We start from the raw sequence: 24,225 nt of genomic DNA, 5'->3' as shown, positions 1-24,225 counted from the left end.
TACGATGGAATTTTGTGACCAATCTCCCAATCACATGTCGTCAAGAGGCGATCCAAACTATCGAATGGTACAAGCATAGGTGGAAAATCGAGAATTATTTCAAGATCATTAAGTCGGGTTTCAAAGCTGAAGAATCGAGATTGCGGACTGCAGATCGAATAGCGAAGTTAATCAGTATATTCTGTATTTTAGCTTGGAGAGTCCATTGGATCACTTATCTTGGCCGCGAAGGACAGCATATCAGCCCTTCTATTGCATTTGATAGAGTCGAACAGAAGATCATTTCAGCCTATTTCAAGAAGGAAGGAAAGCTTAGCTCCTTGAATGACTATGTCATACACTTGGCCAGGCTGGGAGGATATTTGGGTAGGGCAGGAGACTCCCCTCCAGGAAATATCGTGATCTGGAGAGGGCTGAGCAGGCTCAGTGATCTAAGGGACGGGTTCGAGCTGAATTGTGGGTAACTGGATGTGGGCAAGTTGCAGGCCGGAGGCGCCGCTGAGAACATTTCGCTCGTGACGGAATGCGGTTCAAGAAAATTGTACCTGATTTCTGCGACGGCAACTGGGCTAACGAGTGGGAAGAATTTCGTTTACCGAAACAACGTTTATACTCTCATGTCCCTAACGATGGCTAAAGGGAAACCGACTCTCGACATCATCAAAAAGGATGATGACGAGGAACAAGGTGCAAGCTGCGATGCCCGCGCTTCCGGCACCCACTTTGTCGATAAAGGCGGAAATTTGCGCCGCTACTGCAGTCAAAAGCTGGGAACCCGATTCCGCGAATCTGTAGGATCCTGCCTTGTACCCACGGCTCCGGACTTCAGTGAATGCAGAGGGTTTCCTGACTTCCTATGGGACAAAGACTGTTACAACGCAGTGCCGAAGACCATCATCCCGGGGGCCCCTACTGGTCTCGAATGCACTGACTACCTGCAGCTGGACGATCATATGTCTTTTACTGAAAGATAAAGTGCCCAGGCACTTGCCTAAAGTCATCAGGATATCGACTGGCTGAGAATTTTGATTCTATATAAAAGCCGGGACCATCCCGGCAGCGCTACAGCCATGGTATAAGCCCAGCTCTCAAAGCCGTTTAGGGCATGAATTTCTTGGATCCTATAATGTGAAGATTTTATGGATAATCTTTATGATTTATCCGGAAAGGTTCACTTAATTTTGTCTCCTAGCTGGATATGCCCGAGTTTCGCAAGTGCTCCGGGAAATACTCCCTTCAGACTTTCAAAAGGTGCGACACTGCCCTGCAGTGTCGATAGTGTAAATTTAAATCTCACCAATGTCCGGCTCTCCGAGATGACTTGCTTGTCATCTCCGCAATATAGGGTTTATGTTGATTTGCTCAACTTCAAGATTGCCTTGGTTCATGCGGAGATCGACGGAGACATCGTGATAGTCGACGTCAGGCGCACAGGAAAAATCCTTTTTTGCCAGGAGCAGTGAATTTGGCAGTTCGAAGGAACACTGCTCTTGGACTGTTGTCGAGGGCGATCCGTCGTCAGCGACGCCGCTGTCGGTGGTTCCCTCTGAAGGTTGCGCCGGCGTTGTCACGCATGAGCGATAGCTGTTCAGGGCTTCGATATAATCGAGTGGAAGCTTAAAAATATAGATCGTGTGTTTTTCATCAGTGGAAGATTGAAATTTAAATGTTTGAGGCGGTTGTGATCCGTCTGTAGCGGCAGGAGAAAACGAGGCGTTAAGCCCATGAGGATTCACCACCGGAAGTTCTGTAACGTTTCGGTGAATTTAATAGAGATATTGAGAATCGAGGAAATAAGAAAAATTTACTATAAGGGTTGGATGGTTACGGCTCACCCGTTGTGAACGGCACAAGATTCGATATGAAAGCGTAGCCTTGCATTTATCTCCAGACGGAGCCACTGGAGGCTGGACTGATACGTGGATTAGCCGGTACTTCACTGCGCATTTATTTTTTGGCTGTCTTCTTTTTGGGATCCTGTGTGAATTTGATCTGCAAACGACGACCACCTGGGGCCTCGTCAGGATTCAAGAAATCAATCGTTAGGGTTCGAAATTCAGGCGCGATTTTACTGAGTTTCAATGCCAGCTGATCAGAGTCGCCGACTGGATCACTCGCAATAGTTTCGTTTCGGCGATCGATCGTTTGGCATGACTTAGGCGCACCGTGCTCACAGTACTTGATGAGGGTACCAGCAAGCATACTTTCGATGGCAAGATAGGTCTTCGAAGCTGTCGTGGCAGAAGTAGCTAGGAGCAGGCTCAGTATGAGGTTCATTAAGAAAACTCCTCTAGACCTGTTTTCAGATCGGCTCACATGCATCGCATGGCTCGGGACCTAGATACCAGATTGATGTATTTACCGCGACAATATTGCGGCGATATGTGGCAAGTTAGAAAATAAAGAATAAGTCAATTTGGATCTTGGCTTGCCATGTCTTGGGAGGCTGGTTAATCCTTGTGACATCCCGCAAGAAAGGCGACGATAAGCATAGCATTCGGGAAGGTCTTGCCGGGTTTGCCGGCTTGCGCACAAATCTTTCAAAGAGGCTCAGCAGAAGCAACGCTAGCCCCCTCACGGTTCCGTGTACCACATGATGCGTGCGTTCGATGACACGATCCTTCAAGTCGGTGAAGCCGAGGAACAAGGCCCGTCTTATTTCTTCTGAAACAGCTAAATAGAAGTCAGCTTCCTGTGGCAGGTCCTGCGCTTTCGGCAACTCACCGAGGGCGACAGGCACCCGGATCAGGCCGAAATGTTCGCGCCACAACTCTTTCCACAGGAGTTACTACCCTGGAAAATTCCAGGTCCCTTCGTCTGTTAAAATCCCTGCCACCCGCCCCTTTCCATGAAAAAGGCGTACAAAAATGGCCTATTCAATAGATGTCGGCGGCAGCAATAATTCGAAGGATTCGTCGTATATCAGGTCAACATGTTCCAGCAGCCTGTATCGAGTTGCGTTCACGTGCGCTGCCCTTGACACCATGTTCAGCAATCGGATGGAGGTTCTTGAAGCTTCATGGATACCTGGAAAGACAAGCTTACGACGAGCTTAACCTTTATTGCGTTTGTCGCGTCTGTAAGGCTAAGTTATTCTAATAGCGTTACCCTTATTGCTGGAATCGTGTTGCATGAGTTGGGTCACTATGCACTCATGGGCAAGTTCGGATATTCCTCGCGTCAGGTGTATTTCGTGCCGTTTCTAGGAGCATGCGTCGTCGCAAAGCCGCCGGAAGGCATTGATGACTCGAAGAAGATCCTGGTCTACCTTGCTGGTCCGATCCCTGGCATCTTTTTGGGAATCTCGCTTATGATCGCGGATCTGTTTTTCATTAAAGTTCATCTGCGTGAAGCAGGTGAAGTCCTGATAGGCTTGAATCTGTTCAACCTTCTGCCAATAGGCTCATTGGATGGAGGTTGTACGATGAAGATTCTACTGTTCGCCAGACGATCGAGGCTCGCCGTGGCGTTTTCTCTTGGCGTCGGTATGGCGATGACGGCTTTTGCCTCTATTGAGTCGCAGGGATTTTTTAATATTCTGGCTCTATTTTCATTCTGGAAAGCCTTGAGCGGTCTCGCCCAAATGTGGGAGGATAAGCAGGAAAAAATTGCAATCCAAGCTCATTGTCAGTTGCAGAACGAACCTTCGGTCCTCTAGAAGGGAGGTTGGATTTACCGTCTTAAGCAAGGCAACTGGAAAATAAAGGGTATCTAGTGGGCTTGGCTTCGCCAGGGCTATTGCCGAAGGAATGAAGATGAATCCGGATAGCTGAATGCCATAAAGATAAAGCCCACGGGTGTCGTGGGCTCATAACAAAACGTCTTAGCAGAAGATTTTGCAATTCATTCTGGTTAAGACAGATTTTCAGGAGTTCGTTAGCTCTTACGAGCTTTCTTTTTGGTGCTCTTTCCTGCGGCTTTTTTCTTTCCAACAGGAATAGCTTTCAGTATCGCCTTGGCAACGCGCTCTTTAGCCTTCACAATCATTTCTTTTTTCTTAGCCAATCGCGCTTTCGCTTTATCCAATTTGGCTTTAATCTTTTGAGATTCTTTTCTGATTTTCTCAGATTCTTTAGTGAGTTCAGTCAGTTTTTTCTTTGCTGCTGCCAGTGGATTCGCTGCAGTGGATTTCTTCTTGGCCGCCATAACTATTCTCCAAATTTTAGCAAGGTTAGTTTTTATATTAGCACAGGATTAGCAAAAAAAGTCGGAGGACCCGAAAATCAGTAGGAATTTTCCCAAAAAGGTAAGAGGAGGGGCCTGCTACCCGTTAGCGACTAAGTCGAACACGGGAAACATCGCGGCATTCTGTAACGGTCGTAGAGCGGAATGGATCAGGATGAGGTGGGAAAAAGCGAGGCTCTCCCGCAGGAGAGCCATATCCATTATTCAGCTGACTTGACTGCGCTATAGGAATATTCCTTGCCCTGAGACGTCTCATAGGCGCCATCATGCGTTTCACGCTTGAAAGCCTTGGCCCGGAATCCACCATTCTCATTCGCATCATTCGGCTCGCCGATGGTCGTCGACAGCAGGAAGGTGCCGTCGGTATTTTCGGAAAAACCAAAGACTGGGGCCGATGCCCAGCTTTTGACTTCAGCCCCGTTGGTTCCGGGTTCTGTGAGATCCACATCATTCACAGTTCCGCGGTTGGGGTAACCCTCATTCAGGACCTGGCGCAGGCTGCCGCCAAGAGGCGACGTACCGTTGTCAAAGTACAGTGTGGCGAGTGACGCTTCGTTGATCGTATAGCGTTCGCGAGTCGGCGTTGCTGTCTGAGTGGACGCCGCCACCACGAGCCGCTGCGTGCATAGGGTAATTTCAGACGCGTTCATATCACCAACGCAGAATCCGCCCGGGTGTGCCACTGGGCTGACTTTCGAGCTGTCCACCGCAAATGCAGAATAAAGAGCGTCGAAATAAAGTTTGATGGTCAGAGGCTTGGCATCCGACGGCTTTTCACTGTCTTGCGCTTCAAGGACCAGAGGACTGGGAAGGTAACTGATGGAACCGCCGCCGAACCCGGTATAGGTTGATTCCTCAGCGGGCCCTGTGGTCGATGGAGCGCCTGAGCTTTTCGTATAGTACTTCTGCCCGCCCAGCGTGAATTCCGCCGTTATCTTGCCGTCCCAATTCGTGGCGCCTTCTCCAAACGAAACGGAGATCTGCTGGAAGGTGCCGGTCCCTTTCACGTCTACCGTCTTATCGGCGAGCAGATTGGTCAGTTCCGGACCAAGGAGGTCGACGTCGCAGTCCGTATCACAGGAGTAAAGCGTCTGCGGATTCTTCGTTCCCGAATCGCCGGTCATCTCTGAGAGTGTGATGGCACGAATCGGGAGCTTCAAGGACTTGATATCGATATTGCTGGTCCACGCGTAGCGATCATTGTCCGGGACCAGGCCGAGGGACGGTTGGCGAGAAACGCCATAAGAAGCTCCGCTCATGCGCAGAAGCTCCATCTTCACCTTATAGCCCTGATTGGATTTATCCTTGGAGGTGCAGGCTGGCAGAATCAAAAAACCAAGGCCGTAAGCCAGAAATATTGAGGGCTTAACAAACATGTACAGCTATCCTCCGTGGAAAATTCCCAATGATCATTTTCATTCACCGGGAATTATACCACATGCTCGACCGGAGGCGTTCCGTTATAGCTTGCTCAACTGCTGACTGGGTCGAATCCACGACTATTTTACGCAATTGCATCGAGGGTATTGGGATCCTTGGTTGCTGTCCCACGGCCATGCTCTCGGAATTGATAGTAAAGTCTTACTGCTGCCGGATCGTCCCTGATCAAGAGGCCCTTCTCCCTGAGATTGACCTCGATAAAATTTGTACGATATTCGCGGTCCAAGCTGTGATAGACCCTTTCCTGGATGATGATCACGCTTCGAGGCTTTTCACCTTCGAATAGGGTTTTACGCATGCCTTCGTAGCGAGTGGCAAGGATAATAGCCGGTCCAAACAGATCGTACTCTTTCGTGCCTGTTTCGGGGTAGAACCCGTTCAAGGATTCAATGGCAATGCCGATTCCACAGCAAATCGGCGACTCAGGGTGAAGATTTTCAGCCTCGTCCGTTAATATTTGCGAAAATCTTATGGCGAGATCGAGGGCATCGTTTGCAGGATTCTTTGATAAAGATTGAAAGGGATACCCCACTGCGCATAAAAAACCGTCGCCCATTTCTTTAATGCGGTACGCACGGGCTCTCAAGTTACGACCGTCATAACCCTCCATCATTGCATCATTACACCGCTTGAAAACATTTCTAAAAAAATCGGGAGCGTTGATATGCTGAATCTTGGAGCTACTCACGATGTCGAAGGAAATAACGCACGCACGGCTTGGACCCGTCGGCATTGTTCTTTCCAGCTGCTCCCCATTCTTAATCAGAGCTATTTGATGAGGATAGAACACCTTGGTGAGCTGGGCAAAGGCATGTTGGCTGTCATTAATGGCCTGAGTCCGCTCTTCCAATAAACTCATTTCGCTCAACCTGGCTTTCTGTGCCATGGCAAAGCTGAATGCAATCGCCTCGACCGCGAAGCCAAGTGGCATAAACCACCCTGTAAAGACGAATCGACTGGAAAATATGCTAACGCTGCTCAAGGCGAGGATCGTAAAAAGAAGAAGCCATCCTACAAGCATCGCATAGGCAGGTATGTAGCGTCTGTACGCAGCGGTTCCCGCGAGGGCAAAACAGAGAAAAAAGCACGCTGGAGTTGTAATATAATTGGCCGAAGCGGCTTTGGCGTAACCCGACACGACAGCGAAAAATACTACAGTCTGAAGACCAATCTGAAAAAGGCCTACTTTATAGAAGTAATGATATCTGCTTCTGGCACTTAGGAGCTCGAACGACATGAGAATCACAAAGATTCCTGAGCCCCACAAAGACGCGTATAAGATAAATACGGTAGGATCGCTGTATGGAACAGCGCCGTTGACCATCATAAGGTAATACAATGCACAGCTGGCATATAAGGCATAATATAAAAGATAAATTTTTCTTATCATGAGGAAAAGCACAGCATTATAAACAATTAATGTGAGCATGATACCGGAGATGCTGCTCAAAGCAACCAGATCCTGGCTCTTTTCCTCTTCGAACTCCTCCAATAAAAAGGGGCGCAATTGCAGCTTCACCAGGCCCGGAAATTTCCCTCTTTGAAACTTCAACAGCAGGATTTTTCCAAATTCCTTCTGAGTTATGATGTATGACCCGTAATAATTCTTTAAAAAAGGCAAGGGACGTGCGCTCTGGTTCTCCAGCGCAAAAAGTCTCGTGTAATAAGGTCGATCATTCCTATCAGCATTCATGATCCGATGAGTCAGAACATATTGTTCCGTGTTCAAGGACGGTGCGCGGAGCAATATGAAATAGTCGGTTTCAGCAGTGATCGACACACCCTCGCCATTCTCGAGATCCTTCCATTCATACCGGCTTGGATCTTTCGCGATATCTTCTGGTGTGATTTTTCCAGAAGGTGCAAAAAAGTATTTGATCCCATCTATCGACCTTGCGTCGGCAAGGGCCTTCCCCGTGCAGGCAAGGAATAATAGAGGTAGCAGCAATATGGTCAATTTCCGAAACAAAAAGCCTCCAGTCCACCATTCCAGCCACTCTTATCGTACGGAAACGGAAGAATTTAATGGAAAACTTTGCCTACCTTGCCTAGCAGATTTCATAGTGTAAATTTCCGGGTTGGGCTTTTAACCAACTCTCACACAATACATCATCTATGTTCATGCCTTCCCCATCCCAATGAATCGAGAAAGTCGCAAAGGAAGACTGCGGCGATAGTCTGTTCCACCACAGAATGTTAGGCTAGAAGTTATCGCATGATCTGGGAGAGGTTCATGATTCGACTCTTGCTGACTTTTTTGCTCTTCTGTCCAGGAGCACTTCAGGCAGCAGAAGGCCTTCGTCTGGATAAGGCCTGGGTCTTTTGGAATGAGGTGTTAACACCCGATGCTGCCGCGCGGATGGAAACGGGAAAACTTGAAACCGTTGGCATGTGGTGGCAGACGCGACCCGATGTGATCGAGCGCAAAGGGCTTGGGCATGCGGCTTATAAATTTCCTCTGGGCTCGCTCGATCCGGGTCTGCATGAAATCAGGTTTGATGGGATAATGAGTGCCATGGAAGCCTGGATTCTGCCGCTTGATAAATCCTCAGCGGCCACATATATCCAGATCGGGCAATTTTCGGCAGATGGCTTGGCGGAAGTCCCTTACATGACGAGGCGCGTAGCAAGCTTCTCGGTTACAAGTTCCGAGCAGCAATGGGTTCTGCTCGTGAATATATCCAACCATTCGCGCTATCGTGGGGGGATTTGGAGTCCGCCGATGCTGGCCAAGGCCCCCTTGCTCTCCACCGAAGACCGGCGTCAGCAGCTGCTCAATTTCCTGTCCACCGGGGCCATGCTGATCATGCTCTTGTACCAGCTCATGATCTTTCTGCGCCGTACCAGTGATCTCGGTGCGCTTGCTCTCGCTGCCATATGCTTCAGCATCATCATCCGTAATGTCGGAATCGAGAACTTTTTTAATGAATGGATCCCCTTTCCAACGACGTCCTTACCCCATGACCTCGCCATCAAACTCGAGTATATCCCTATCATCACAGCCCCTTTTAGCTGCCTGTGCTTTCTATTCGCCACCTTTCGGCGGGTTGCTTTTCCTTCCATTCTTTTCCCCGCCTGCGTCGTCGGCTCTGTCGCGTTCTGCTGTTTGATTGTGATGGGCAGACCCATGACGTTGGAGCAGCTCCTGCCCGCGTTTCAGCTCTTCTGCGTGGCCATGGTTGGTTTTTGCCTTTGGTTCATTGCCAAAGCCGTTCGATTGAAAGAAAAAGGCAGCTCCTACACGCTGATCGGGTTGGCCATCCCGCTGCTCCTGGGAATCTGGGAAACCTACCTTTTTGCAATCAACCAAGGTGTGAATATTACGACCTTTGGCGCCGTTGTCTTCGTTTTTATGCAGAGTCAGGTGCTCGCCAAACGCTTTGCTTTGGCTTTCAATCAAGCCGAACATCTCAGCCGTGACCTGCAGAAGGAAGTGGCCCAGCAAACCTGGCAAATCTGTCACATCATGCGGCACGTGCCTCAGGGGATCGGGACCATCAACCGTAAACTCCATCTGGGCCCCACCTATTCGGACTCGATGTCCAGTTACTTTCGACATCAACAACTTGAAATCGAGCGCTTTGATAAACTCATCTGCAATGATTTGATCGTCGACGAAAACAGCCGCACGCTTTTCCCCACAACCCTGGAAACCTTGATTGGCGAGAATACGCTCTCCTGGAACATCAACAGCCACCTTTTGCTCCACGAGGCACGTACGCGTGACAATCGCGATCTGGCCTTCGAGTGGAATCCCATTATTAAAGATGGTGTGGTGGATGAAGTTCTGGTCACGGTCCGCGACATCAGCGAGCTTAAGGAACTTCGGCAGCGTAATCTGACTTTGGATCGTGAATATGAGTGCTATGTGGCATTCAGCAAACTCGATCGGGCTCATGCATCACAGGCCTATCAACATCTGGCTCGTCTGCTGGAAGAAGCCCGCAGCCTGAGTCTTGTTCCAAGCATCAATGGTGTCTGGTCAAGACGGGTTTTGATTCTTCTGCACACCATGAAAGGCAATGCCCGGCAGGTCGGGCTGAAGTCCCTGGCTACTGCCCTGCACGAGGAAGAACAACAGGTCATCGAGAGGGGTGCCAAAGCTCTTTCAGGGCAGGAGCAGCTCCAGGGACTGCGGGATGCGGTGCAGCGGCTGGAGGAAGCCATGGCTGCCATCGAAACTGTGAAGGATCGGATCTTTGGCGCCATGGACGACGCCCTGCCAGAGTCTGATATCGAAACCATATTGATGCGGGAATTTAAGGCTCTTTGGATCAATCAAGAGAGGCCTGCTCAAGCCCTGCCTGAGCTTGAATTGAAAGGTCCTTTGCACCTCCTGCGAACGCCTTTCAGAGACGCCTTTCTCGATATCTGGCTGCACCTTTTGACCAACTCTTTTGATCATGGGTTGGATAGCAAGAACCAATTGGTGATCGCTGGTTCCAGTCAAAAATCGAAGGTCATGCTGCACGCTGAAGTTCGTGGGAATCGCTTGCGTCTGATCTATGGCGACAATGGTCGAGGTATCCATCTGCGCACGATTTGGAACAAAGCCGTCGACCTTGGCCTCGCCCAGCCCGACCGCGTGCCGAGCCCGCAGGAGATCGCAGCTTTTATCTTTGCGCCGGGATTCAGCACCCGCAAGGACGTGACTCAATCATCGGGTCGCGGTATCGGCATGGATGCGGTCAAAACTCTTTTGGAAGCGATCGGCTGTAGCTTGGAGATCAAGCTCAATGAAGTCGCTGCCGAAACGGACAACTATCCATTCCGCCTTGTCGTGGATGGTCCTCTCGGTCAAATCCTTGGTCTTGCTCAATAAGCGGAAGGTACGCAAAGAATGAATCTCAATACTTTTCTGCCAACCCGTCAACAGCATACCTTGGCACGTACCAACCTGCGTTCCCTGGCCATGGTGGGATTTGGGCTGTTTTACCTTCTGGTTCTTTGTCCTCTATTTTTTCTGTCAACGCATGAGCCGCTCCAACGCGTATATGGTTTGCTCTTCATCGCATTAAACCTCGCGGCTGGCGTCAGTAGCCTTATTTTTCTAAGGCGAACTGGAAATTTCAAACTTGCCGGACTCTTTCTTTGCACGTTCAGCGTAGGTGTCGGCACACTCTTATCGCTTGAATCCGAGGCCGCGTATACCCCATCGTTGTATTGGCTGCCATTTCTGATAACCTTTATGGCTTTGCTTGACGGAGTCCGAGGCAGCCTCACCTTCGCTGTACTATCGTGCTTTTTTCTGGTCGCCTATTTTTTGGTGGCACCGCGCTTAGGCATTCCCACGATTGAGTCAGCCCCCTATTGGACTCATTCCGTGCTCATGCATATGGTCCTTTCGCAGATGGCTTTTTACGCAGTGATTTTTGTATTCGAATGCCTGCGGGAAGTGGACAATCGGGATGTGCAGCGCCAGAAGCATCGCCTCATGCAGAGCGCCAAGGTGCAGTCCACTCGTTCTCTCAGTCGGCTGATGGAGAAGAAAATCCTGGCCTGTGCCGATGTCAACCGTCAGGCCATCAGCACCATACAGAGAAATCCCGGACACGACAGCAAAGTTACCGTAAAGTCCTTGGAAATCGTGCAACGGCAGATGGAAGGCCTTTGCCAGATTGCAGATTATTTTCTGGATGGTTCACTGGAAAAAGTTAACACCAAAGACGGCATGGTCTTTGTGGAGGAACTGCTCCGCGAAGATCCACATTTTCACCTGGTCGACTTCCAATTCAAAGCCAGTTCCTGCTCGGGATCGATAGGCATGCGCTTTCAAGAGCTCTATCCCTGGATCGAGATGGGCCTGGAGCTGCTGATCAAGCCCTGGCGCGAGGCCCACAATTTCAGGGTCATGGTGGAAGGCGAGCACGCTCAGGAATCGTATCTTCTTCACTTCAATGCCTTTGTGCCTCAAGGCGGAGAAAATGGAATCTCGGAAATTGATAATGAGAATTTTGCCAGCTTGCTTTTACCGCATCGCCTGGAAATCAACTCCACATCTGTGCGTCTGACTCTGATCATGCCTTACCTGAGTTGAGAAAGGATGAACCTTGCGATCTCTTCACTTTTTTGCGTTTATTGATTTCTTCATATCGCGCCCGCGCCTCCCTAAAAGTCGTGATGAGCTGATCAAGGCCCGCATTTTTGTACTGGGGGCCTTGCTCTTGGCTTTGATTTCAATCATGGACATTGTCCGTCTCGCCTTGCGGGATGTATCGGCGGGTTATGTTTCAGAAGCTTTGAACCTGTCTTTTGCCACCCTGTCTTTGATCTGTCACTATAGGTTTGGTCGACCGCAGTATTTCATTCTACCCTGCGCACTGGGCCTCGTTCTCCTTCTTGCCTTCAACGTGATTATCCCGGCTCATAGCCTTTTGGCGCCCAGTATCCAATGGCTGCCTTTGATCGCTGGCATCGTATTCTTCGTGAGTGGCCGCTGGTGGGGATCTTCGTTCGCATTCTTGATGATACTGACGACCGTCTGGTTGCATCGAAATCACCTGGCCTTGCCCGTGAAACTTCCCGCTGACCAGACTTTGTCTCAATTCGTTTCGGATATGCCGATCACCCTGTTTCAGGTTCTTGCGGTCGTCTCCATTATGGTACTCGCTTACATTCAATTGCATCGCGAGGCCCGCATGGAGCTGATGAATGTGCAAAGTCAGGTTGCACAGGCTCTCCGTTCAGCAGAGAACAGTGACTTTTCCCAAAACATCCGCAGTCGTATTGATCAGCAGCTGAGGCCCATCAAGTCCTATATCGGCATTGGAAGATCCTTGACTTCGGACGAATATCTCGAGCAGCTGCAAAAGCTGACGACGGTCCTGGCTGAAATGCGGGACTATACCCTTCTGCAAAGATCCGTGCAGGAAACCGACAACGCAGACCCTGTGAGTTTGATCACGTGGGACGAATGCGTCCGCCGCATCAGGTCTCTCTTTTCTGGGTGTCACGGTCTACTTTCTATTCGTTATGAAGATCATTTTGAGACAGCGCCCGCCTGCCCCCTTGATTCGCGGCTGGTTCTGGTCCTGCTCGAAGGATTGCGGCTCCTTTGCTACCAGACGCAGGCTCGCGGCTTCGCCCTCTTGCAGCTCAACACCTATGCGCTCAACCATGAATTCGCACTGGTTTTAAATTTGACTTTGGAAAATGCCAGCCCGATCGATGCTGACGAAAAAATCCTTAACGAACAAAAGCTGGAACTCACGATGGGGATCCTCAAGCAGAGTCTTAAAAAGCAAGGAGGATCCCTGCAGACCCGGAAACAGGATCAAAGTTTCTGGCTACAGATTGCCCTCCCACTCCCATCTCGCACGGCCGCATGAGCCTCAGCGTGCATAGGGGATGAAGTTGGATTTTTCAAATTTCTTCAAACGGCTCCATCAAAATCGGCATACATTCATTCCTTTTGTTGTGCCGAATGGAGCGGTTCTCAATGACGAAACTTAAAAAGCTTTTCAAGGCGGGAATCGAGTTCTCGGGATTCCAGAATACGGAGACGGGCAAAAAAAGTTCCTTTAAGGGAACAAATTTGGTTTCATGCATGGCCAAATTTTGTGCTCCGCTGATTGTGAGCGAAACCCCTTTCCCTGTAGCCACCAAAATGGGACAATTTTCTCTTTCGCCTTTGATGTATATCTTTGGCTTATGCTCTAAATCCTGAATAAGTCGACACACTCGGTCGTGAAACTCTTGGGCTTCGCGCCGGTGATGAAGGATGATGGTCTCGTCGCGCAGTTCAGAGAATTCTATTTCACTTCGTTGAGCGAGTGGGTGTTTTTTGGGAAGCAAGACCCCCAAGGCTTCATCCTGAACTTTATGGCTTTCAAGTGACTTCTCCGATGTGATTCCGTCGACAAAGCCAACATCGAAGGCCCCTTCTTTCAAACCTCGCAAAATCTCATGACTTGATTCCTGTTGAAGTTCCAGTTTGACTTTCGGAACACGGCCCCTGAATTCTTCGATTATCGTGGGCAATCTCGCTAAAAATGCGGTTGCAGAGAAAGCCACGTTCAGTGAGCTTCGCTTCATTTTGCTTATGGAGCGAAGTTCGGCTTCAACCCTGTCAATGGAGGCGAGAATGTTTCTCCCTTCATTCAAAAGCACGACTCCTGCACCCGTTAAGTGAACCTGCCTGGTCGTCCGCTCAAAGAGTCTGACTCCCAGATCTTTCTCAAGGCCCGAGATCAGTCGGGTCAACGGCGGCTGAGACATAGCGAGTCGCTCCGCGCTCTTCCTAAAGTTCAATTCTTCCGCAACAATCATGAAGGCTTTAAGTTTATTTATATCCATAGCTATTGATACCATAAAGGTATCAATGGTCAACCAGAATAGCAATTATCAACCAGCGGCGAGCAGTTTACATTCAATTCTTGGAGGCTCTATGAGCCCCCTTGCTTCAGTTACGACTCAGGAGAAGAGCATGACGTCTAATTATGAGGTGCTAGTCATTGGCGCAGGACCAGCGGGTTTAAGTGCGGCGATGTCGTTAGGAAGAATGGGCAGGCATGTTCTTCTCTGCGATGACGAACGACCGCGTAATGCGGCCTCAGAGCATTTAAACAATTTTCCAACGCAAGACGGAATCAATCCGAGAGAATGGCGAAAGCGAGCGAGAGAGGATCTTGGGAAATATAAAACGGTTCACTTCTATCAAGGCTCGGTCCTCGGAATCGAGAAGAATGGCCAGCACTTTAGAGCTCGATTCGCCGTTCGTGAACCCCTGAACTTCAGAAAAATCATTCTAGCTTACGGCATCGTTGATCATTTCCCACCCATCAGTGGTATGAGCGAGCTTTGGGGAAAATCAGTTTTTCACTGTCCCTATTGTCATGGATTCGAAGTTAAGAACACAAGGCTTGGATTGATTGGAAACGGTCAATTTGCTGAACACATGCTTCCTATGCTGTATAGCCTTTCTGCAGACATGATTCTTTTCACCAACGAATCTCAAGATTTAGATGCCGAATTTATTAAGAAATTAGAAGCAAAAAATGTCCGTTTGGTTGATGGAAAAATCAAAGAACTCGTCCATGAAAACTACCGTCTTAAATTTCTCGTTTTGGAGAATGGCGACACATTCGAAAGAGACGGTCTTTTCTTAGCTCCCATGCTTCCTCTTCAGAGTAAGTCCGAACTCGGGCAACTTCTTGGCTGTGAAAAGAATGATATGGGCTTCTATAAAATAGGCATGATGGGAAATACGACGGTCGAAGGAGTTTTCGCGGCTGGTGATATTACAACCCGCATGCATTCGGTTCTCAGTTCCGCAGCAACAGGGCAATTGGCAGGAGCGGGTGCTGTCGCCGAACTGGTAGCAGAAGACTTTGCCTCGGACTTGGATAGAGGAGTTGGCCCACCCGATGGCGGCAAAGTGCGCTGATGTGCTATCATCTTGCGAGAACTTCTTGGAGGGTTTTGGAAGTGTTTAGGAGAATTGCGAGGATTTTACTTCCGCTCATTCTCTCTTCAAGGCTCTATGCTGAAGCGCCGGCGCAGAAGGACATTTTTCCAAGCCGAGTTTTAATTAGCGAAGCCTAATTAAAGGATACTTATGAGACGCGACGACCTGCACCCGGATCTGCAAATCGAATATAGCGATACACCGGGGTATGGCGTTGAAAAGTTCATGGATTGGATGGCCGTGGATGCCGTCAGACACCCCCTGTCAGACTACGCGATGATTCCCGCAGGAGACGAGGAGTCTATTCCTTGTGTGATCCCACTCCATGAACATATCAAGTGTTTTGTGCTGCTGCAGATAGAGAATGAGGCCCTTCGCAGTTTCCAGGAAATCTGCCGGGACCAGCATTCATAAATCCAGCGCTTGATCACTTACCCGAGGCCTCGGCGTTCTGAGGCAAACTCTGGAGCACTTGGCCTTTATCATCGAGAAAATCCAGGACCGGGCTGCCGTCCTCAGTCACCATCATCATGATGCGCGGCCGGCCTTTGGCATCGGCAAGGACGACGGAAGGATTTTTATCCCGGCTCCGCCCGACGAATAGGCGTGGAGTTTGACGCCCGCCGGCTTCTTCCCACTTCTTCAGCAATGCCTCCTTTTCCGGGCCTTCAGGGGCTTTCTTGTAGGCTTGCCACAGGGGATCATAATCTTTGATGAGACCGCGATCGAAAACTTTCAATCCGGTTTCCATGGTACCGCCTGATTCGTAGTGGCCGAGAGCGAGCTGTTGATCACCCCCGAAGCGATCCATGGAAAAATGCATGCCGGAACTGGGATGTCCTGACTTGTCCAGCTTGCCGTCGAAGACCAGGCCACCGTTCTCATCACCTATTTCATTGTAGAAAATCAGACCTGGGCGGGCAGGACCCACGCGTTTGCCCTCTTTGCCGCCAAGCACCGGCTCCGGCATACGCAGGCGATTGGAGATGACCAATTCTTTCTTGCCTTCGGGCGTGATGATGTTGATGCGCTCCACGTCGATTTCAGTGAATTTCTGATAGGTCAGGTTGGACTTGGCTGCCAGGAGGACGAGCGATCCTCCGGTCAACGTACCTATGAAAAGGAGCAGTTTCAAACGACGATTTTGTTTCTGAAGCTCTGATATTAGATCTTGACTCATGGTTCCTTGCCTCCGCTTTTGCCTGTTTTCAGGAAAGTTTTAACCTTAAAAAGGCTGAGATGTCCTTACGATGTCTTCAAAAAGCGTCCTCACGGACCCCCTTAGTATACGTGCCTGCTGCTTGAATGCTGCGACACCCCCGGTTGCAGCAAAGATCCAAGAAGCGCGTATGTTCCACGTGCATGACCGCTACCTTGACACGTATAAGGAATATGAAAATGACTTGGCGGCCGTGACGCGCGAGGAACTGGATAATAACGCCGGGCAGTGGCTATGTCCTGACTCAGATTTCATCTGGGCAAATATTGGATGCCCATCAATCCGAAGACATGGACTTTGCCGTCGTCACACGACCGCCTGAAGGGAATGCGAGTCTGCTCTGAAACCTAAAGACCGCCGACTCATCGAAGGTTATGCTGGAGCGGTTCCAGGAAGGAGCGAGTTGCCATCGGTGGGCCTGCGGTGGATTCCGCAACACAGATTATTCCAATAAGGAAAGAGCCAGGAATATTGTCTTGGCTGTCTGGGGGTCGTCAGTATGAGATTCGTGTCAATGACCGCCAGGCGGCAGTCCTTCGATTCCATGATAAATTGCTTCTAATCGGCCGTGGAAAAGAAAATCTGATGATGGATGCCTTTTTCAGCTAGCATGAGTTTCAGACTGAGGGGAGTACTCGGGCAGGTTGAGGATAACAATCGGAGGACGCACGCATGGAATGGTTCGGCCTGGCTGCTTTGATACTTGGCACCTACATTTCCATCGGCAACTGGGTCTATTTCTTTCGTGGCCAATCCGCTATCCCCTTGATAGGCGCAGCCCTGTTGGCGATAGGTCTCCAAAGCTTTCCGATCACACGGCCCTATTTACTCCTGAGTCTCCTGGATTTTGGCTTTCTCGCTTTAGTCATCGCTTTGCCTCGACTCGCCTGGGATGCATGGGAGACAAGCCGCTTTAGGCTGCTGAAGCGATTTGAAGCCAGAACTGCGGACGCGGACTATTCGCTGCGACTTTATAAAGGCTTTGTCTTTGTGATTCAAGCGGACTTCCACCCTCAGGTTCCACAGGTGTATCCCATCATGCTCCAATTTGGACTGCATGGCCGTTGGCACATGCATGAAGATGACATCGTGCTGGAAAATTATGCCAACGATCGACGAACGGTCTTGCATCGGCAGGTTTCAGGCTTCCATGCTGCTGAAACAGCGGATCCGAATGACACAAGAGATGCGACACGCCTTCATGGAATCACGTTTACAAGGGTAGATTGATTGAGCAATAAAAAAGGACGGGTGGCAGTCCCCGTCCTTCTTTTTCTCTATTTCTGAAACTTACTGAGCTGGAACTTCGGGAACTTCGGGAGCCTTGGCAGCCTTGCGCTCAGCTTTTTCGGTGGCCTTGAGTGCCTTGGCATCAGCTTTGGCAGCCTTGCGATCAACCTTCTCGACCTTTACTTTTTCCACGCCCTGCTTGCTGAATGCAACAGGAGCGCTCAGAGTGATAGTAGCGATCAAAAGCGAGAGGGTTACGTTTTTCATGTTCGATCTCCAAAAATTTTCGAGTTGCTTTGAAACCAGATATTCCTTTATCGACAACTCACGCGCAGAATTGAATCAAACGTGCAAGCCACTTCGCACGCAGAAATTTTAGCGCGACAATTTCAGCCAAGCGCTTTCCATGCGCGCCGTCATTCGATATCCTTCGACGCTTTTTCATAAGTGTCTGTTCAAATGAAGATCGTCTTCTCACTGCATTCGCGCGCCGAGTCTCCTTCTACATAAGATGGAAGAAGCTCACCGGAAGAGAATTTTTGGGAATTTTTTTGTATAGATTTCCCAAAATTAACTATCTGGAATTACAATGAAAACTTCCGATGATTCAAGGTTTTTCCAAAAATGACGATATGAAAATTGTGTATGCATCCCGCTGCTGGAGGAAACCCAAAAGTGCGTACTTATCTGGTGACCTTGATGGTCACTGTGCTTTGCCTCGCTGACTCGGCATGGGCCACGCGTCGCAGTTTAAAAAAACGCATCGAGGCTCCTACACAGTGGTATGGCAGCGCTGACATCTCCTACAGCAATTGGATCAAGGATCGGTTGGAGGGCGGCGGGGAAAGCCAAAGTGCAGGTTTTCAACTCGGCTTGAATCTGCCGCGCAACGTTGCAACATACATTCGCTTCAGCTATATGCCTGAGCCTGTCGGCATCCTGGACCTTCGCGCCGGTATCAGCAAGAGCGTCAGCTTCGGGAATTCCTTCCGCAACAGCTGGTCCTCCTCGCTCTCTGCGCCGACCTCGGAATACAGCCGCTCAATTCATCAGATAACCCAGGCCTCGCTGGCGTCGACGCTGGAATATAGTCACGGCAACAGCTCGCTGAGCTTCACGGTCTATGGGACCAAGGCCTATTATTCGAGAGAGCCTGAGTCGTATGAATACAGCACCGAACTCTGGCTCGGCAAAAAAATCAAGCATAAGCAGAAGACAAAGCAAGCCCGTCCACCCAGGGCGTCGCCGCTCACCACGCTTGATCTCAATCCTGCGGAAACCTTTGCGGATGGAGAAACTGTCGAATTGGATTTTACGGATATTATCTATCTCGCCCGCTTTGATTATCTCACCGGTGGTGCGCTTGATCTTAGTTATCGATTCAACAGTGAATGGTCGATTAACACGGCAGGTTCCCTGACCCGTTCCAACTTCACTGCCGAAGAACCTATTTGGTCAGCTGACGTCACTGTGTTTCAGGCAAGTTGGTCAAGAAAATCTTTGTCGATCTTTGCCGGATTTGGCTTCATGGATAGCGGTCCGGCTCCTCGCATGCCAGGATACCGAAACTACAACGCGGGAACGAGCTATTTCTTTTCCAATTGAAACCTGGGTTGCCAGGACGGAATTCCATCAGCCGGCCGGTGGCTTAGCGGTGTTAATCGCCGCTTGAGCATCGAAAGCCCGCTTGTAGGCAGGCCGTGCTTCACCACGGGCGACATAGCTGGACAGGTTTGTAAATTCGTCCAGGATGCCTGATGCTCGTAGCCTGAGCAGCACCGACACCATCATCAGGTCACCGGCGCTGAACCCACCGTCGACCCAGTCGGCATTGCCCAGGCGAACAGAAAATTGATGGAGCCGGTTGCGGATGCGATCATGGATCAGAGGCAGGCGTTCCTTGGTCCAGGGCTTATCGCCCTCCTGGTACATAGCGGCTCCGAGTTCAAGGATCGGCGGCTCCACCGTGTTGAGCGCGGCAAACATCCATGTGATCGAACGCGCCCGGGCCTTGGCATCCTTTGGCAGGAGGCCTGCATAGCGCTCGGCAATATGGAACACGATCGCTCCTGTCTCGAACAGAACGAGATCACCTTCCTCATAGGTCGGAATCTGGCCGAAAGGATGAAGCGCCAGGTGCGCGGGTTCCTTCATCGCACGAAACGAAACAAGCCGAACATTATACGGTTGGCCCACTTCTTCAAGCGCCCAGCGAACGCGCGTATCACGCGCCAGTCCCTTGCCGCCATCGGGTGATCGTTCAAATGCGGTAATGGTGATAGTCATCGGTAAGCTCCTCCTGGCCGAAATCATCGGCCTTGGGCTGGCAAGCTGTCAAGGCAAACTCACCTCCTACCATAGGCTACAAACCCGCAAAGCGCAGCCACCACCAGCCAGTAAGCCACAGGCCCGAACTCCTTGTTACCGGAGGCAAAATGCAAGCCTGTAAAAACCACCATTTCCCCTGCGATGCCGAGTGCGGCGATGGGGACTAAAATACCCATGGGTTTATAAAGTGCGGGCACGATCAGGGCGAGGCTACACAGAATCTCAAAGATGCTCAACCCTAACCAGATTCCTGGAGGAATCGCCTTCAGTGATGGCATTGTTTGCTCGGCGGAATGACTGAACTTCCAGACAGCACCAACGATGGTATGCAGGGCGAGAAGAACTTGCAGGACCCACAAGAAAATATTCACGGTTTACCTCCTAAAGGGTTCAGGGAAAGCGGTTTATTAAAATGCAACGCGAGCCCGACAAGGACTCGAGCCTAGGTCGTGATAAGTTCTATCTGGGTATCGGTGCGACTCAGCCGCAGCTAGGCTTCCTGGACCGCATCATCAGCTTCGTCAGGGGACCCTAACATACGGAAAGCCACGGCCTTCAGGTGGGCGCGATTGTCCTGAAAACTCTTTGCCAACCAATCGTTCTTGTCCATGGTGGTGTCCTATTCCCTTATGGTCCGTTACCGGACCTTTCCATAGCCTGACGGGTGACAGCCCCATAATGTGACAGGATGAGAAATATATTTATAACTTACTGAAAATATTAGAAAGTACAAGGCAATTTAAGCAGAGGATTCAAGGGGCATGACAGGGCAAGATAGAGCGTCGACCTCATCAGTGAGGCCACGCTTTGAGGCGGTTGCTGTTATGTTATGGTTTGACTATTTGAGATCATGCCAACAGGAATGGATGGCTTTGCCGACGACCTGAGCCGACTGTCCACATTCCTGTTGCGAATCGGGAATCATTTGGCCCACAATCCATTCGCAAGGCCAGGGATTGCTTCCCCCACATTTGGGAAGAATATTGTTGATCTGTCTTTTCAATGCGAAGGTGCAGCGGTTTTCCAAATTGCTATCAGCGGGGATATCCAGCGCACGAACGGTGCAGCGGATAAGTGGTATCACGGCAGCTCTGCGACTTATTTCGTTATGGGGCTCCACGGTGAGGCCACTCGCCAGATCGTTGTCTGTAGAATTCGTGTCGGCGAAGTCCTGTGCTTTCAGAATAGGCTGCTGAAGCAGCACTAACAGAAAAAACGTGATAAATGTTTTCATGGATGAACCTTTTACTGAAGTTTTCGTTGCCGTTGTACTCATCATTTCCAGTATGAATAAATTGCTATGCCGTCCGTAGTAAACCTCCTGGGGCTTCACATGCCTCCCTGCTTTGAACATGAACCAGTTGAGCAGGAAAGGTGCCAATGCACGGGGCCGAAATTCTTGAGTGATTTCCAATTCAATCTTGGCCTTTGTCCATCAGAAAAGACATGCGGTTCACTGCGTGTCCAGTTATGTGGACGCGATAGTAGACTTCTGCGTTGTTCCTATCTCCGCATCAGGACTTCGTATAGACAAAGAAAGTGTTTGCGGGTTATGACGTTGCCTACACGTCATAGGCTTCGAATTGCAGACAGGAGAATCCAAGATGATTATCGGAGAGATGATTTGTGCCCTGGGAATGACTGTCCTAACGCCCAATCCACAAGGGGCTGTGGCGTGTACCGCCGATCAGAAAGCGAGGATGGCGGTGCACTGCAAAAAAGGCGACAAAACCAGGTCCACGGCGACCGTACCCTCGCGGCCGAGAAAAGGTGGCTTGACCCAGCAGGATTGTAAGCCTTTGTTGGTCCAGGGGGTGAGCGGACCAGGCGTTCGGTAATGCGAAACCTCAGTGTCTCCTGAACAAATTTTTTCCCGGTAATGTCATATGGTGCATGTGAATCTCAAACAACGCTGGGTTTTGATCACTGGCGCCTCGTCCGGCCTGGGCGAGGCGATGGCCCGTCAGTTGGCTGCCGTTGATGGCGCACATCTGGTGCTGGTCGCACGACGTCGGGATCGGCTGGAAGCATTGGCCGAGGAACTCGTGCAGCATGGGGTGAAATGCCACGTTCTGACGGCTGATCTCTCAGAAGCTGCTGCGGTGGAGGAACTCTTCGCAGCGTTGCAAAGGGAGAATATCCATGTGACGGCGGCCATCCTCAATGCAGGCACCACGCATTTTGGTGCCCATCATGAGCTCTCATGGTCGAGCGCCCAGGCTATGCTGGCGACGAATTTGCAAAGCCTGGTTCACCTGACGAGTTTGATCAGTAATGATATGCGGCAGAGAGGAGAACCGGGAGCGTTGATGTTGATCTCGAGTCTGGCTGGTTCAGCGCCTGTTCCTTATCAAAGTCTTTATTCCGGGACCAAGGCCTTTGTCACCCAATTCGGGCAGGCTTTGGGCTTTGAACTTCGGCCCTTTGGTATTTCTCTGACCGTCTTCGCGCCTGGTGGAATTGCAACCGAGATGACCGAAAACTCCCGATTAAATCGCTACTTCCGTAGCCGCGCAGTCCTGATGCCGGCCGAGGTCTGTGGCCGCGAGGCGCTCAGGGCCTTGCGTCGTCGGCAGAGTTTCGCCATACCGGGATTTGTGAACCGCGTGAGTATGATCCTGAGTCGGCTGGTGGGGCTGCGGGTGTCCACGTGCCTTGTAGGACGCGTTTATGCGAAGGCCCTCAAAGCTCGCTCAAGGCCCTTATTAAGTGGTACTTCGAGGAGGCCAACCCCATGATCAGCGGACAGGACATCGACGAGCCGGTTTCTTTGGAGGATTATAATCCGATCTGGCCACAGATGTTCGAGACGGAAGCCGCTATCCTGTGCCTTATATTTGAAAAGCGTTTCCTCGATATTCAGCACTATGGTAGTACCGCTGTGCCTGGAATCCTTGCCAAACCTGTCGTTGATATTCTACTTGGTCTATCCGCAGCTGAACTCAGTGAGGCGGAACTTGTGGAACTCAACAAACTTGGCTACGAGTATTTCGGCGAAGCCGGCGTTAAGGGGCGCCTTTACCTCCGCAAGCGTGGCAAATCTAATTACAATATTTCGGTGGTTCAGCACCAAAGCGATCTTTGGAACGACAATATCGCATTCCGCGATTTCCTGAGAATGGACGCTAACGTGCGGAAACATTATGAACAAGCCAAGATATTAGCTCTGCGTGGCGGATCATCCCGGCTGCTGGAGTATTCCCAACAGAAGTCCTCAACGATTGCTGAAATCCTAACCAAGGCCCGGCCATGAAACCTTCATCCCGTCGCTTTTTTCTGCATATCATGTAGCCTCATTTATATCCCCTAACCTGCATAAATTATAGGATAATGAGACAATTATTTGAGTTTTTCCAAAAAATTCCGATACGTTTCTTGTAATTTCCAGCACAACACAAGTTCCCTATTCCATACTTTGGGTACACCCGAGAGGAGACCTATGCGCAGTTTATTACTTCTGACTTTGATCTTGAGTGTCGTGGGTTGCAATTCCTTTCAAGGACTTACAGGAAAAAAGTCGAGTAGCGATGCATCGGCTTCGGCTGTTCCTGGGACCAGTGAAGATGCAGCAAAAGGAGACGATAAAAAAGACCAGAAGTCCTGCCCCGTGAAAACTGAGGGTAAGGATGACAGTGATGATAGCGTTGAAAAAGAAGAAGAAAAGAAGGCCGAGAAAGAAAAAGAATACAGTGACGATGATGATTTAGGTCTTACCGATGGCGGAAGCGAGCACGAGTCCGATGACTGCGTGACCAAAGAAGGCGAAGACGACTAAGTGTCTATCCTAAAACCTAAACGTTTGGGTGACCCTGGACTTTCGGTGAGCGTTGTGACCGCATTTCAGCGGCTATAATCCCACTCGATAAAACCTGACCTTCCAGTTGCTGGCGTAATGCGCCAGCTGCTGCATTGTGCCGTTTGAGCACAATGGACTCAACGGATATGATTTGACATTGACTTCATATCTTTAATTCAGAGTTGAAAGGGAAAAGGATGAAAGTAAAGCGTATTGTAGCAAACATATCAGGCAAAAAAATCTCTGCCGCTAAAAAGTTTTATGAAGATATACTCGGGCTGGACATGATGATGGATCTGGGTTGGATTGCGACCTATGGATCCAAGACAAAAATGAGTGTTCAAGTCAGCTTCATGTCCGAAGGAGGTTCGGGCACCGAAGTTCCGGACCTTTCCGTTGAGGTCGATGAAGTCGACGAAGCTTATCGTCTTATGAAAAAAGCTAAGTTCAAGATCGAATATGATTTAACTGACGAGCCTTGGGGAGTGTAAAAAAGTTTGTGTAACCAGCCTCAACGGAGATAAGCTCGGACGCTGTCTCCATGGAAGGAGCTGGATATGGATAAGGAATCCCAACCATCAGAAAGCCTGCCGTTCGATCTGAGCAAAGTTCAGGATAAAC

General features: G+C 50.0%; 26 protein-coding genes and 1 pseudogene. 15 read left to right on the top strand and 12 right to left on the bottom strand.

The genetic code is table 11. The features are described from left to right. Together VE954_RS21070 and VE954_RS21065 are read left to right on the top strand one after the other, a co-directional pair. A partial coding sequence (locus tag VE954_RS21070; protein WP_324956439.1) for an IS4 family transposase occupies positions 1-464 on the top strand: 464 nt, incomplete at its 5' end. Between the two features lie 6 nt (positions 465-470). Further along, entirely contained in the window at positions 471-974 is a 504-nt protein-coding gene (locus VE954_RS21065) for a hypothetical protein (protein WP_324956437.1), read from the top strand. 973 nt (positions 975-1,947) lie between these two features. On the opposite strand, the gene VE954_RS21060 is transcribed toward VE954_RS21065, so the two are convergent. Together VE954_RS21060 and VE954_RS21055 are read right to left on the bottom strand one after the other, a co-directional pair. After that, positions 1,948-2,277, bottom strand: coding sequence for a hypothetical protein (locus VE954_RS21060; RefSeq protein WP_324956435.1), 330 nt, complete (start codon positions 2,275-2,277; stop codon positions 1,948-1,950). A gap of 115 nt (positions 2,278-2,392) precedes the next feature. Next, positions 2,393-2,770 carry a hypothetical protein gene (locus VE954_RS21055; RefSeq protein ID WP_324956433.1) on the bottom strand — a complete coding sequence of 126 codons (378 nt, stop codon included), beginning with the start codon at positions 2,768-2,770 and terminating at the stop codon, positions 2,393-2,395. Between the two features lie 249 nt (positions 2,771-3,019). Between VE954_RS21055 and VE954_RS21050 the strand changes: the two genes are divergently transcribed. After that, positions 3,020-3,658, top strand: coding sequence for a hypothetical protein (locus VE954_RS21050; RefSeq protein WP_324956431.1), 639 nt, complete (start codon positions 3,020-3,022; stop codon positions 3,656-3,658). A 218-nt stretch (positions 3,659-3,876) separates the two neighbouring features. Here VE954_RS21050 and VE954_RS21045 read toward each other — a convergent pair whose 3' ends face one another. The 3 genes from VE954_RS21045 to VE954_RS21035 all read right to left on the bottom strand — a co-directional run bounded on the left by VE954_RS21045 (position 3,877) and on the right by VE954_RS21035 (position 7,582). Further along, positions 3,877-4,146, bottom strand: a complete 270-nt coding sequence (locus VE954_RS21045; RefSeq protein ID WP_324956428.1) for a hypothetical protein — start codon at positions 4,144-4,146, stop codon at positions 3,877-3,879. 239 nt (positions 4,147-4,385) lie between these two features. Then, entirely contained in the window at positions 4,386-5,561 is a 1,176-nt protein-coding gene (locus tag VE954_RS21040) for a hypothetical protein (protein WP_324956426.1), read from the bottom strand. Between the two features lie 128 nt (positions 5,562-5,689). Beyond that, the gene (locus VE954_RS21035) at positions 5,690-7,582 is read right to left on the bottom strand and encodes a 7TM diverse intracellular signaling domain-containing protein (protein ID WP_324956425.1); all 1,893 of its coding nucleotides are present in this window, start codon (positions 7,580-7,582) and stop codon (positions 5,690-5,692) included. Between the two features lie 276 nt (positions 7,583-7,858). On the opposite strand from VE954_RS21035, the gene VE954_RS21030 reads away from it, so the two are divergent. Genes VE954_RS21030 through VE954_RS21020 form a run of 3 tightly spaced genes read left to right on the top strand, consistent with a single transcriptional unit; the run spans position 7,859 to position 12,953 of the window. Beyond that, positions 7,859-10,447 (top strand): 7TM diverse intracellular signaling domain-containing protein, encoded by a 2,589-nt coding sequence (locus VE954_RS21030; RefSeq protein WP_324956423.1) that lies wholly within the window; start codon positions 7,859-7,861, stop codon positions 10,445-10,447. 18 nt (positions 10,448-10,465) lie between these two features. Further along, positions 10,466-11,662 carry a hypothetical protein gene (locus VE954_RS21025; RefSeq protein ID WP_324956421.1) on the top strand — a complete coding sequence of 399 codons (1,197 nt, stop codon included), beginning with the start codon at positions 10,466-10,468 and terminating at the stop codon, positions 11,660-11,662. A gap of 13 nt (positions 11,663-11,675) precedes the next feature. Beyond that, positions 11,676-12,953, top strand: coding sequence for a hypothetical protein (locus VE954_RS21020; protein ID WP_324956419.1), 1,278 nt, complete (start codon positions 11,676-11,678; stop codon positions 12,951-12,953). Between the two features lie 34 nt (positions 12,954-12,987). On the opposite strand, the gene VE954_RS21015 is transcribed toward VE954_RS21020, so the two are convergent. Then, a complete protein-coding gene (locus VE954_RS21015; protein ID WP_324956417.1) occupies positions 12,988-13,953 on the bottom strand; it encodes a LysR family transcriptional regulator in 966 nt (321 codons plus the stop codon). Positions 13,954-14,050: 97 nt separating this feature from the next. Between VE954_RS21015 and VE954_RS21010 the strand changes: the two genes are divergently transcribed. Together VE954_RS21010 and VE954_RS21005 are read left to right on the top strand one after the other, a co-directional pair. After that, on the top strand, positions 14,051-15,010 hold the full coding sequence (locus tag VE954_RS21010) for an NAD(P)/FAD-dependent oxidoreductase (RefSeq protein WP_324956415.1): 960 nt from the start codon (positions 14,051-14,053) through the stop codon (positions 15,008-15,010). A 171-nt stretch (positions 15,011-15,181) separates the two neighbouring features. Further along, positions 15,182-15,445: a hypothetical protein gene (locus tag VE954_RS21005; protein ID WP_324956413.1), complete on the top strand. Its 264-nt coding sequence runs from the start codon at positions 15,182-15,184 to the stop codon at positions 15,443-15,445. A 13-nt stretch (positions 15,446-15,458) separates the two neighbouring features. Here VE954_RS21005 and VE954_RS21000 read toward each other — a convergent pair whose 3' ends face one another. Beyond that, complete coding sequence (locus VE954_RS21000; RefSeq protein ID WP_324956411.1) at positions 15,459-16,211, bottom strand: hypothetical protein; 753 nt, start codon at positions 16,209-16,211, stop codon at positions 15,459-15,461. A 711-nt stretch (positions 16,212-16,922) separates the two neighbouring features. Between VE954_RS21000 and VE954_RS20995 the strand changes: the two genes are divergently transcribed. Next, on the top strand, positions 16,923-17,480 hold the full coding sequence (locus tag VE954_RS20995) for a hypothetical protein (RefSeq protein ID WP_324956409.1): 558 nt from the start codon (positions 16,923-16,925) through the stop codon (positions 17,478-17,480). Between the two features lie 60 nt (positions 17,481-17,540). On the opposite strand, the gene VE954_RS20990 is transcribed toward VE954_RS20995, so the two are convergent. Continuing rightward, positions 17,541-17,747, bottom strand: coding sequence for a hypothetical protein (locus tag VE954_RS20990; RefSeq protein ID WP_324956407.1), 207 nt, complete (start codon positions 17,745-17,747; stop codon positions 17,541-17,543). A 408-nt stretch (positions 17,748-18,155) separates the two neighbouring features. Between VE954_RS20990 and VE954_RS20985 the strand changes: the two genes are divergently transcribed. Beyond that, entirely contained in the window at positions 18,156-19,085 is a 930-nt protein-coding gene (locus VE954_RS20985) for a hypothetical protein (RefSeq protein WP_324956405.1), read from the top strand. 27 nt (positions 19,086-19,112) lie between these two features. Here VE954_RS20985 and VE954_RS20980 read toward each other — a convergent pair whose 3' ends face one another. The 4 genes and pseudogenes from VE954_RS20980 to VE954_RS20965 form a co-directional block, all read right to left on the bottom strand. Next, on the bottom strand, positions 19,113-19,766 hold the full coding sequence (locus tag VE954_RS20980) for a glutathione S-transferase family protein (RefSeq protein ID WP_324956403.1): 654 nt from the start codon (positions 19,764-19,766) through the stop codon (positions 19,113-19,115). A 59-nt stretch (positions 19,767-19,825) separates the two neighbouring features. Then, entirely contained in the window at positions 19,826-20,179 is a 354-nt protein-coding gene (locus VE954_RS20975) for a DoxX family protein (protein ID WP_324956401.1), read from the bottom strand. Positions 20,180-20,301: 122 nt separating this feature from the next. After that, positions 20,302-20,418, bottom strand: a pseudogene (locus VE954_RS20970) (sigma factor); the annotation flags it as partial. Positions 20,419-20,646: 228 nt separating this feature from the next. Continuing rightward, positions 20,647-21,042 (bottom strand): hypothetical protein, encoded by a 396-nt coding sequence (locus VE954_RS20965; protein ID WP_324956397.1) that lies wholly within the window; start codon positions 21,040-21,042, stop codon positions 20,647-20,649. Positions 21,043-21,412: 370 nt separating this feature from the next. On the opposite strand from VE954_RS20965, the gene VE954_RS20960 reads away from it, so the two are divergent. The 5 genes from VE954_RS20960 to VE954_RS20940 all read left to right on the top strand — a co-directional run bounded on the left by VE954_RS20960 (position 21,413) and on the right by VE954_RS20940 (position 24,095). Continuing rightward, entirely contained in the window at positions 21,413-21,646 is a 234-nt protein-coding gene (locus VE954_RS20960; protein ID WP_324956395.1) for a hypothetical protein, read from the top strand. Between the two features lie 48 nt (positions 21,647-21,694). Beyond that, complete coding sequence (locus tag VE954_RS20955) at positions 21,695-22,546, top strand: SDR family NAD(P)-dependent oxidoreductase (RefSeq protein WP_324956394.1); 852 nt, start codon at positions 21,695-21,697, stop codon at positions 22,544-22,546. Then, entirely contained in the window at positions 22,543-23,061 is a 519-nt protein-coding gene (locus VE954_RS20950; RefSeq protein WP_324956392.1) for a GrpB family protein, read from the top strand. The genes VE954_RS20955 and VE954_RS20950 overlap by 4 nt, the downstream gene beginning before the upstream one ends. A gap of 186 nt (positions 23,062-23,247) precedes the next feature. After that, on the top strand, positions 23,248-23,583 hold the full coding sequence (locus tag VE954_RS20945) for a hypothetical protein (protein ID WP_324956390.1): 336 nt from the start codon (positions 23,248-23,250) through the stop codon (positions 23,581-23,583). Between the two features lie 218 nt (positions 23,584-23,801). After that, positions 23,802-24,095 carry a VOC family protein gene (locus VE954_RS20940; RefSeq protein WP_324956388.1) on the top strand — a complete coding sequence of 98 codons (294 nt, stop codon included), beginning with the start codon at positions 23,802-23,804 and terminating at the stop codon, positions 24,093-24,095. Positions 24,096-24,225: the final 130 nt, after the last annotated feature.

Source organism: Oligoflexus sp. (assembly GCF_035638955.1).
Classification (GTDB): domain Bacteria; phylum Bdellovibrionota_B; class Oligoflexia; order Oligoflexales; family Oligoflexaceae; genus Oligoflexus.
The sequence above is the reverse complement of the archived record's forward strand: the minus strand, read 5'-3'. Positions and strand labels throughout refer to the sequence as shown.

Excerpts from the sequence above, each read along its gene's own strand:
- VE954_RS21060 (WP_324956435.1), bottom strand. The coding sequence starts at position 2,277 with ATGAACCTCATACTGAGCCTGCTCCTAGCTACTTCTGCCACGACAGCT.
- VE954_RS21050 (WP_324956431.1), top strand. The coding sequence starts at position 3,020 with ATGGATACCTGGAAAGACAAGCTTACGACGAGCTTAACCTTTATTGCG.
- VE954_RS21045 (WP_324956428.1), bottom strand. The coding sequence starts at position 4,146 with ATGGCGGCCAAGAAGAAATCCACTGCAGCGAATCCACTGGCAGCAGCA.
- VE954_RS21040 (WP_324956426.1), bottom strand. The coding sequence starts at position 5,561 with ATGTTTGTTAAGCCCTCAATATTTCTGGCTTACGGCCTTGGTTTTTTG.
- VE954_RS21030 (WP_324956423.1), top strand. The coding sequence starts at position 7,859 with ATGATTCGACTCTTGCTGACTTTTTTGCTCTTCTGTCCAGGAGCACTT.
- VE954_RS21025 (WP_324956421.1), top strand. The coding sequence starts at position 10,466 with ATGAATCTCAATACTTTTCTGCCAACCCGTCAACAGCATACCTTGGCA.
- VE954_RS21010 (WP_324956415.1), top strand. The coding sequence starts at position 14,051 with ATGACGTCTAATTATGAGGTGCTAGTCATTGGCGCAGGACCAGCGGGT.
- VE954_RS21005 (WP_324956413.1), top strand. The coding sequence starts at position 15,182 with ATGAGACGCGACGACCTGCACCCGGATCTGCAAATCGAATATAGCGAT.
- VE954_RS21000 (WP_324956411.1), bottom strand. The coding sequence starts at position 16,211 with ATGAGTCAAGATCTAATATCAGAGCTTCAGAAACAAAATCGTCGTTTG.
- VE954_RS20995 (WP_324956409.1), top strand. The coding sequence starts at position 16,923 with ATGGAATGGTTCGGCCTGGCTGCTTTGATACTTGGCACCTACATTTCC.
- VE954_RS20990 (WP_324956407.1), bottom strand. The coding sequence starts at position 17,747 with ATGAAAAACGTAACCCTCTCGCTTTTGATCGCTACTATCACTCTGAGC.
- VE954_RS20980 (WP_324956403.1), bottom strand. The coding sequence starts at position 19,766 with ATGACTATCACCATTACCGCATTTGAACGATCACCCGATGGCGGCAAG.
- VE954_RS20965 (WP_324956397.1), bottom strand. The coding sequence starts at position 21,042 with ATGAAAACATTTATCACGTTTTTTCTGTTAGTGCTGCTTCAGCAGCCT.
- VE954_RS20960 (WP_324956395.1), top strand. The coding sequence starts at position 21,413 with ATGATTATCGGAGAGATGATTTGTGCCCTGGGAATGACTGTCCTAACG.
- VE954_RS20955 (WP_324956394.1), top strand. The coding sequence starts at position 21,695 with ATGGTGCATGTGAATCTCAAACAACGCTGGGTTTTGATCACTGGCGCC.
- VE954_RS20950 (WP_324956392.1), top strand. The coding sequence starts at position 22,543 with ATGATCAGCGGACAGGACATCGACGAGCCGGTTTCTTTGGAGGATTAT.
- VE954_RS20945 (WP_324956390.1), top strand. The coding sequence starts at position 23,248 with ATGCGCAGTTTATTACTTCTGACTTTGATCTTGAGTGTCGTGGGTTGC.
- VE954_RS20940 (WP_324956388.1), top strand. The coding sequence starts at position 23,802 with ATGAAAGTAAAGCGTATTGTAGCAAACATATCAGGCAAAAAAATCTCT.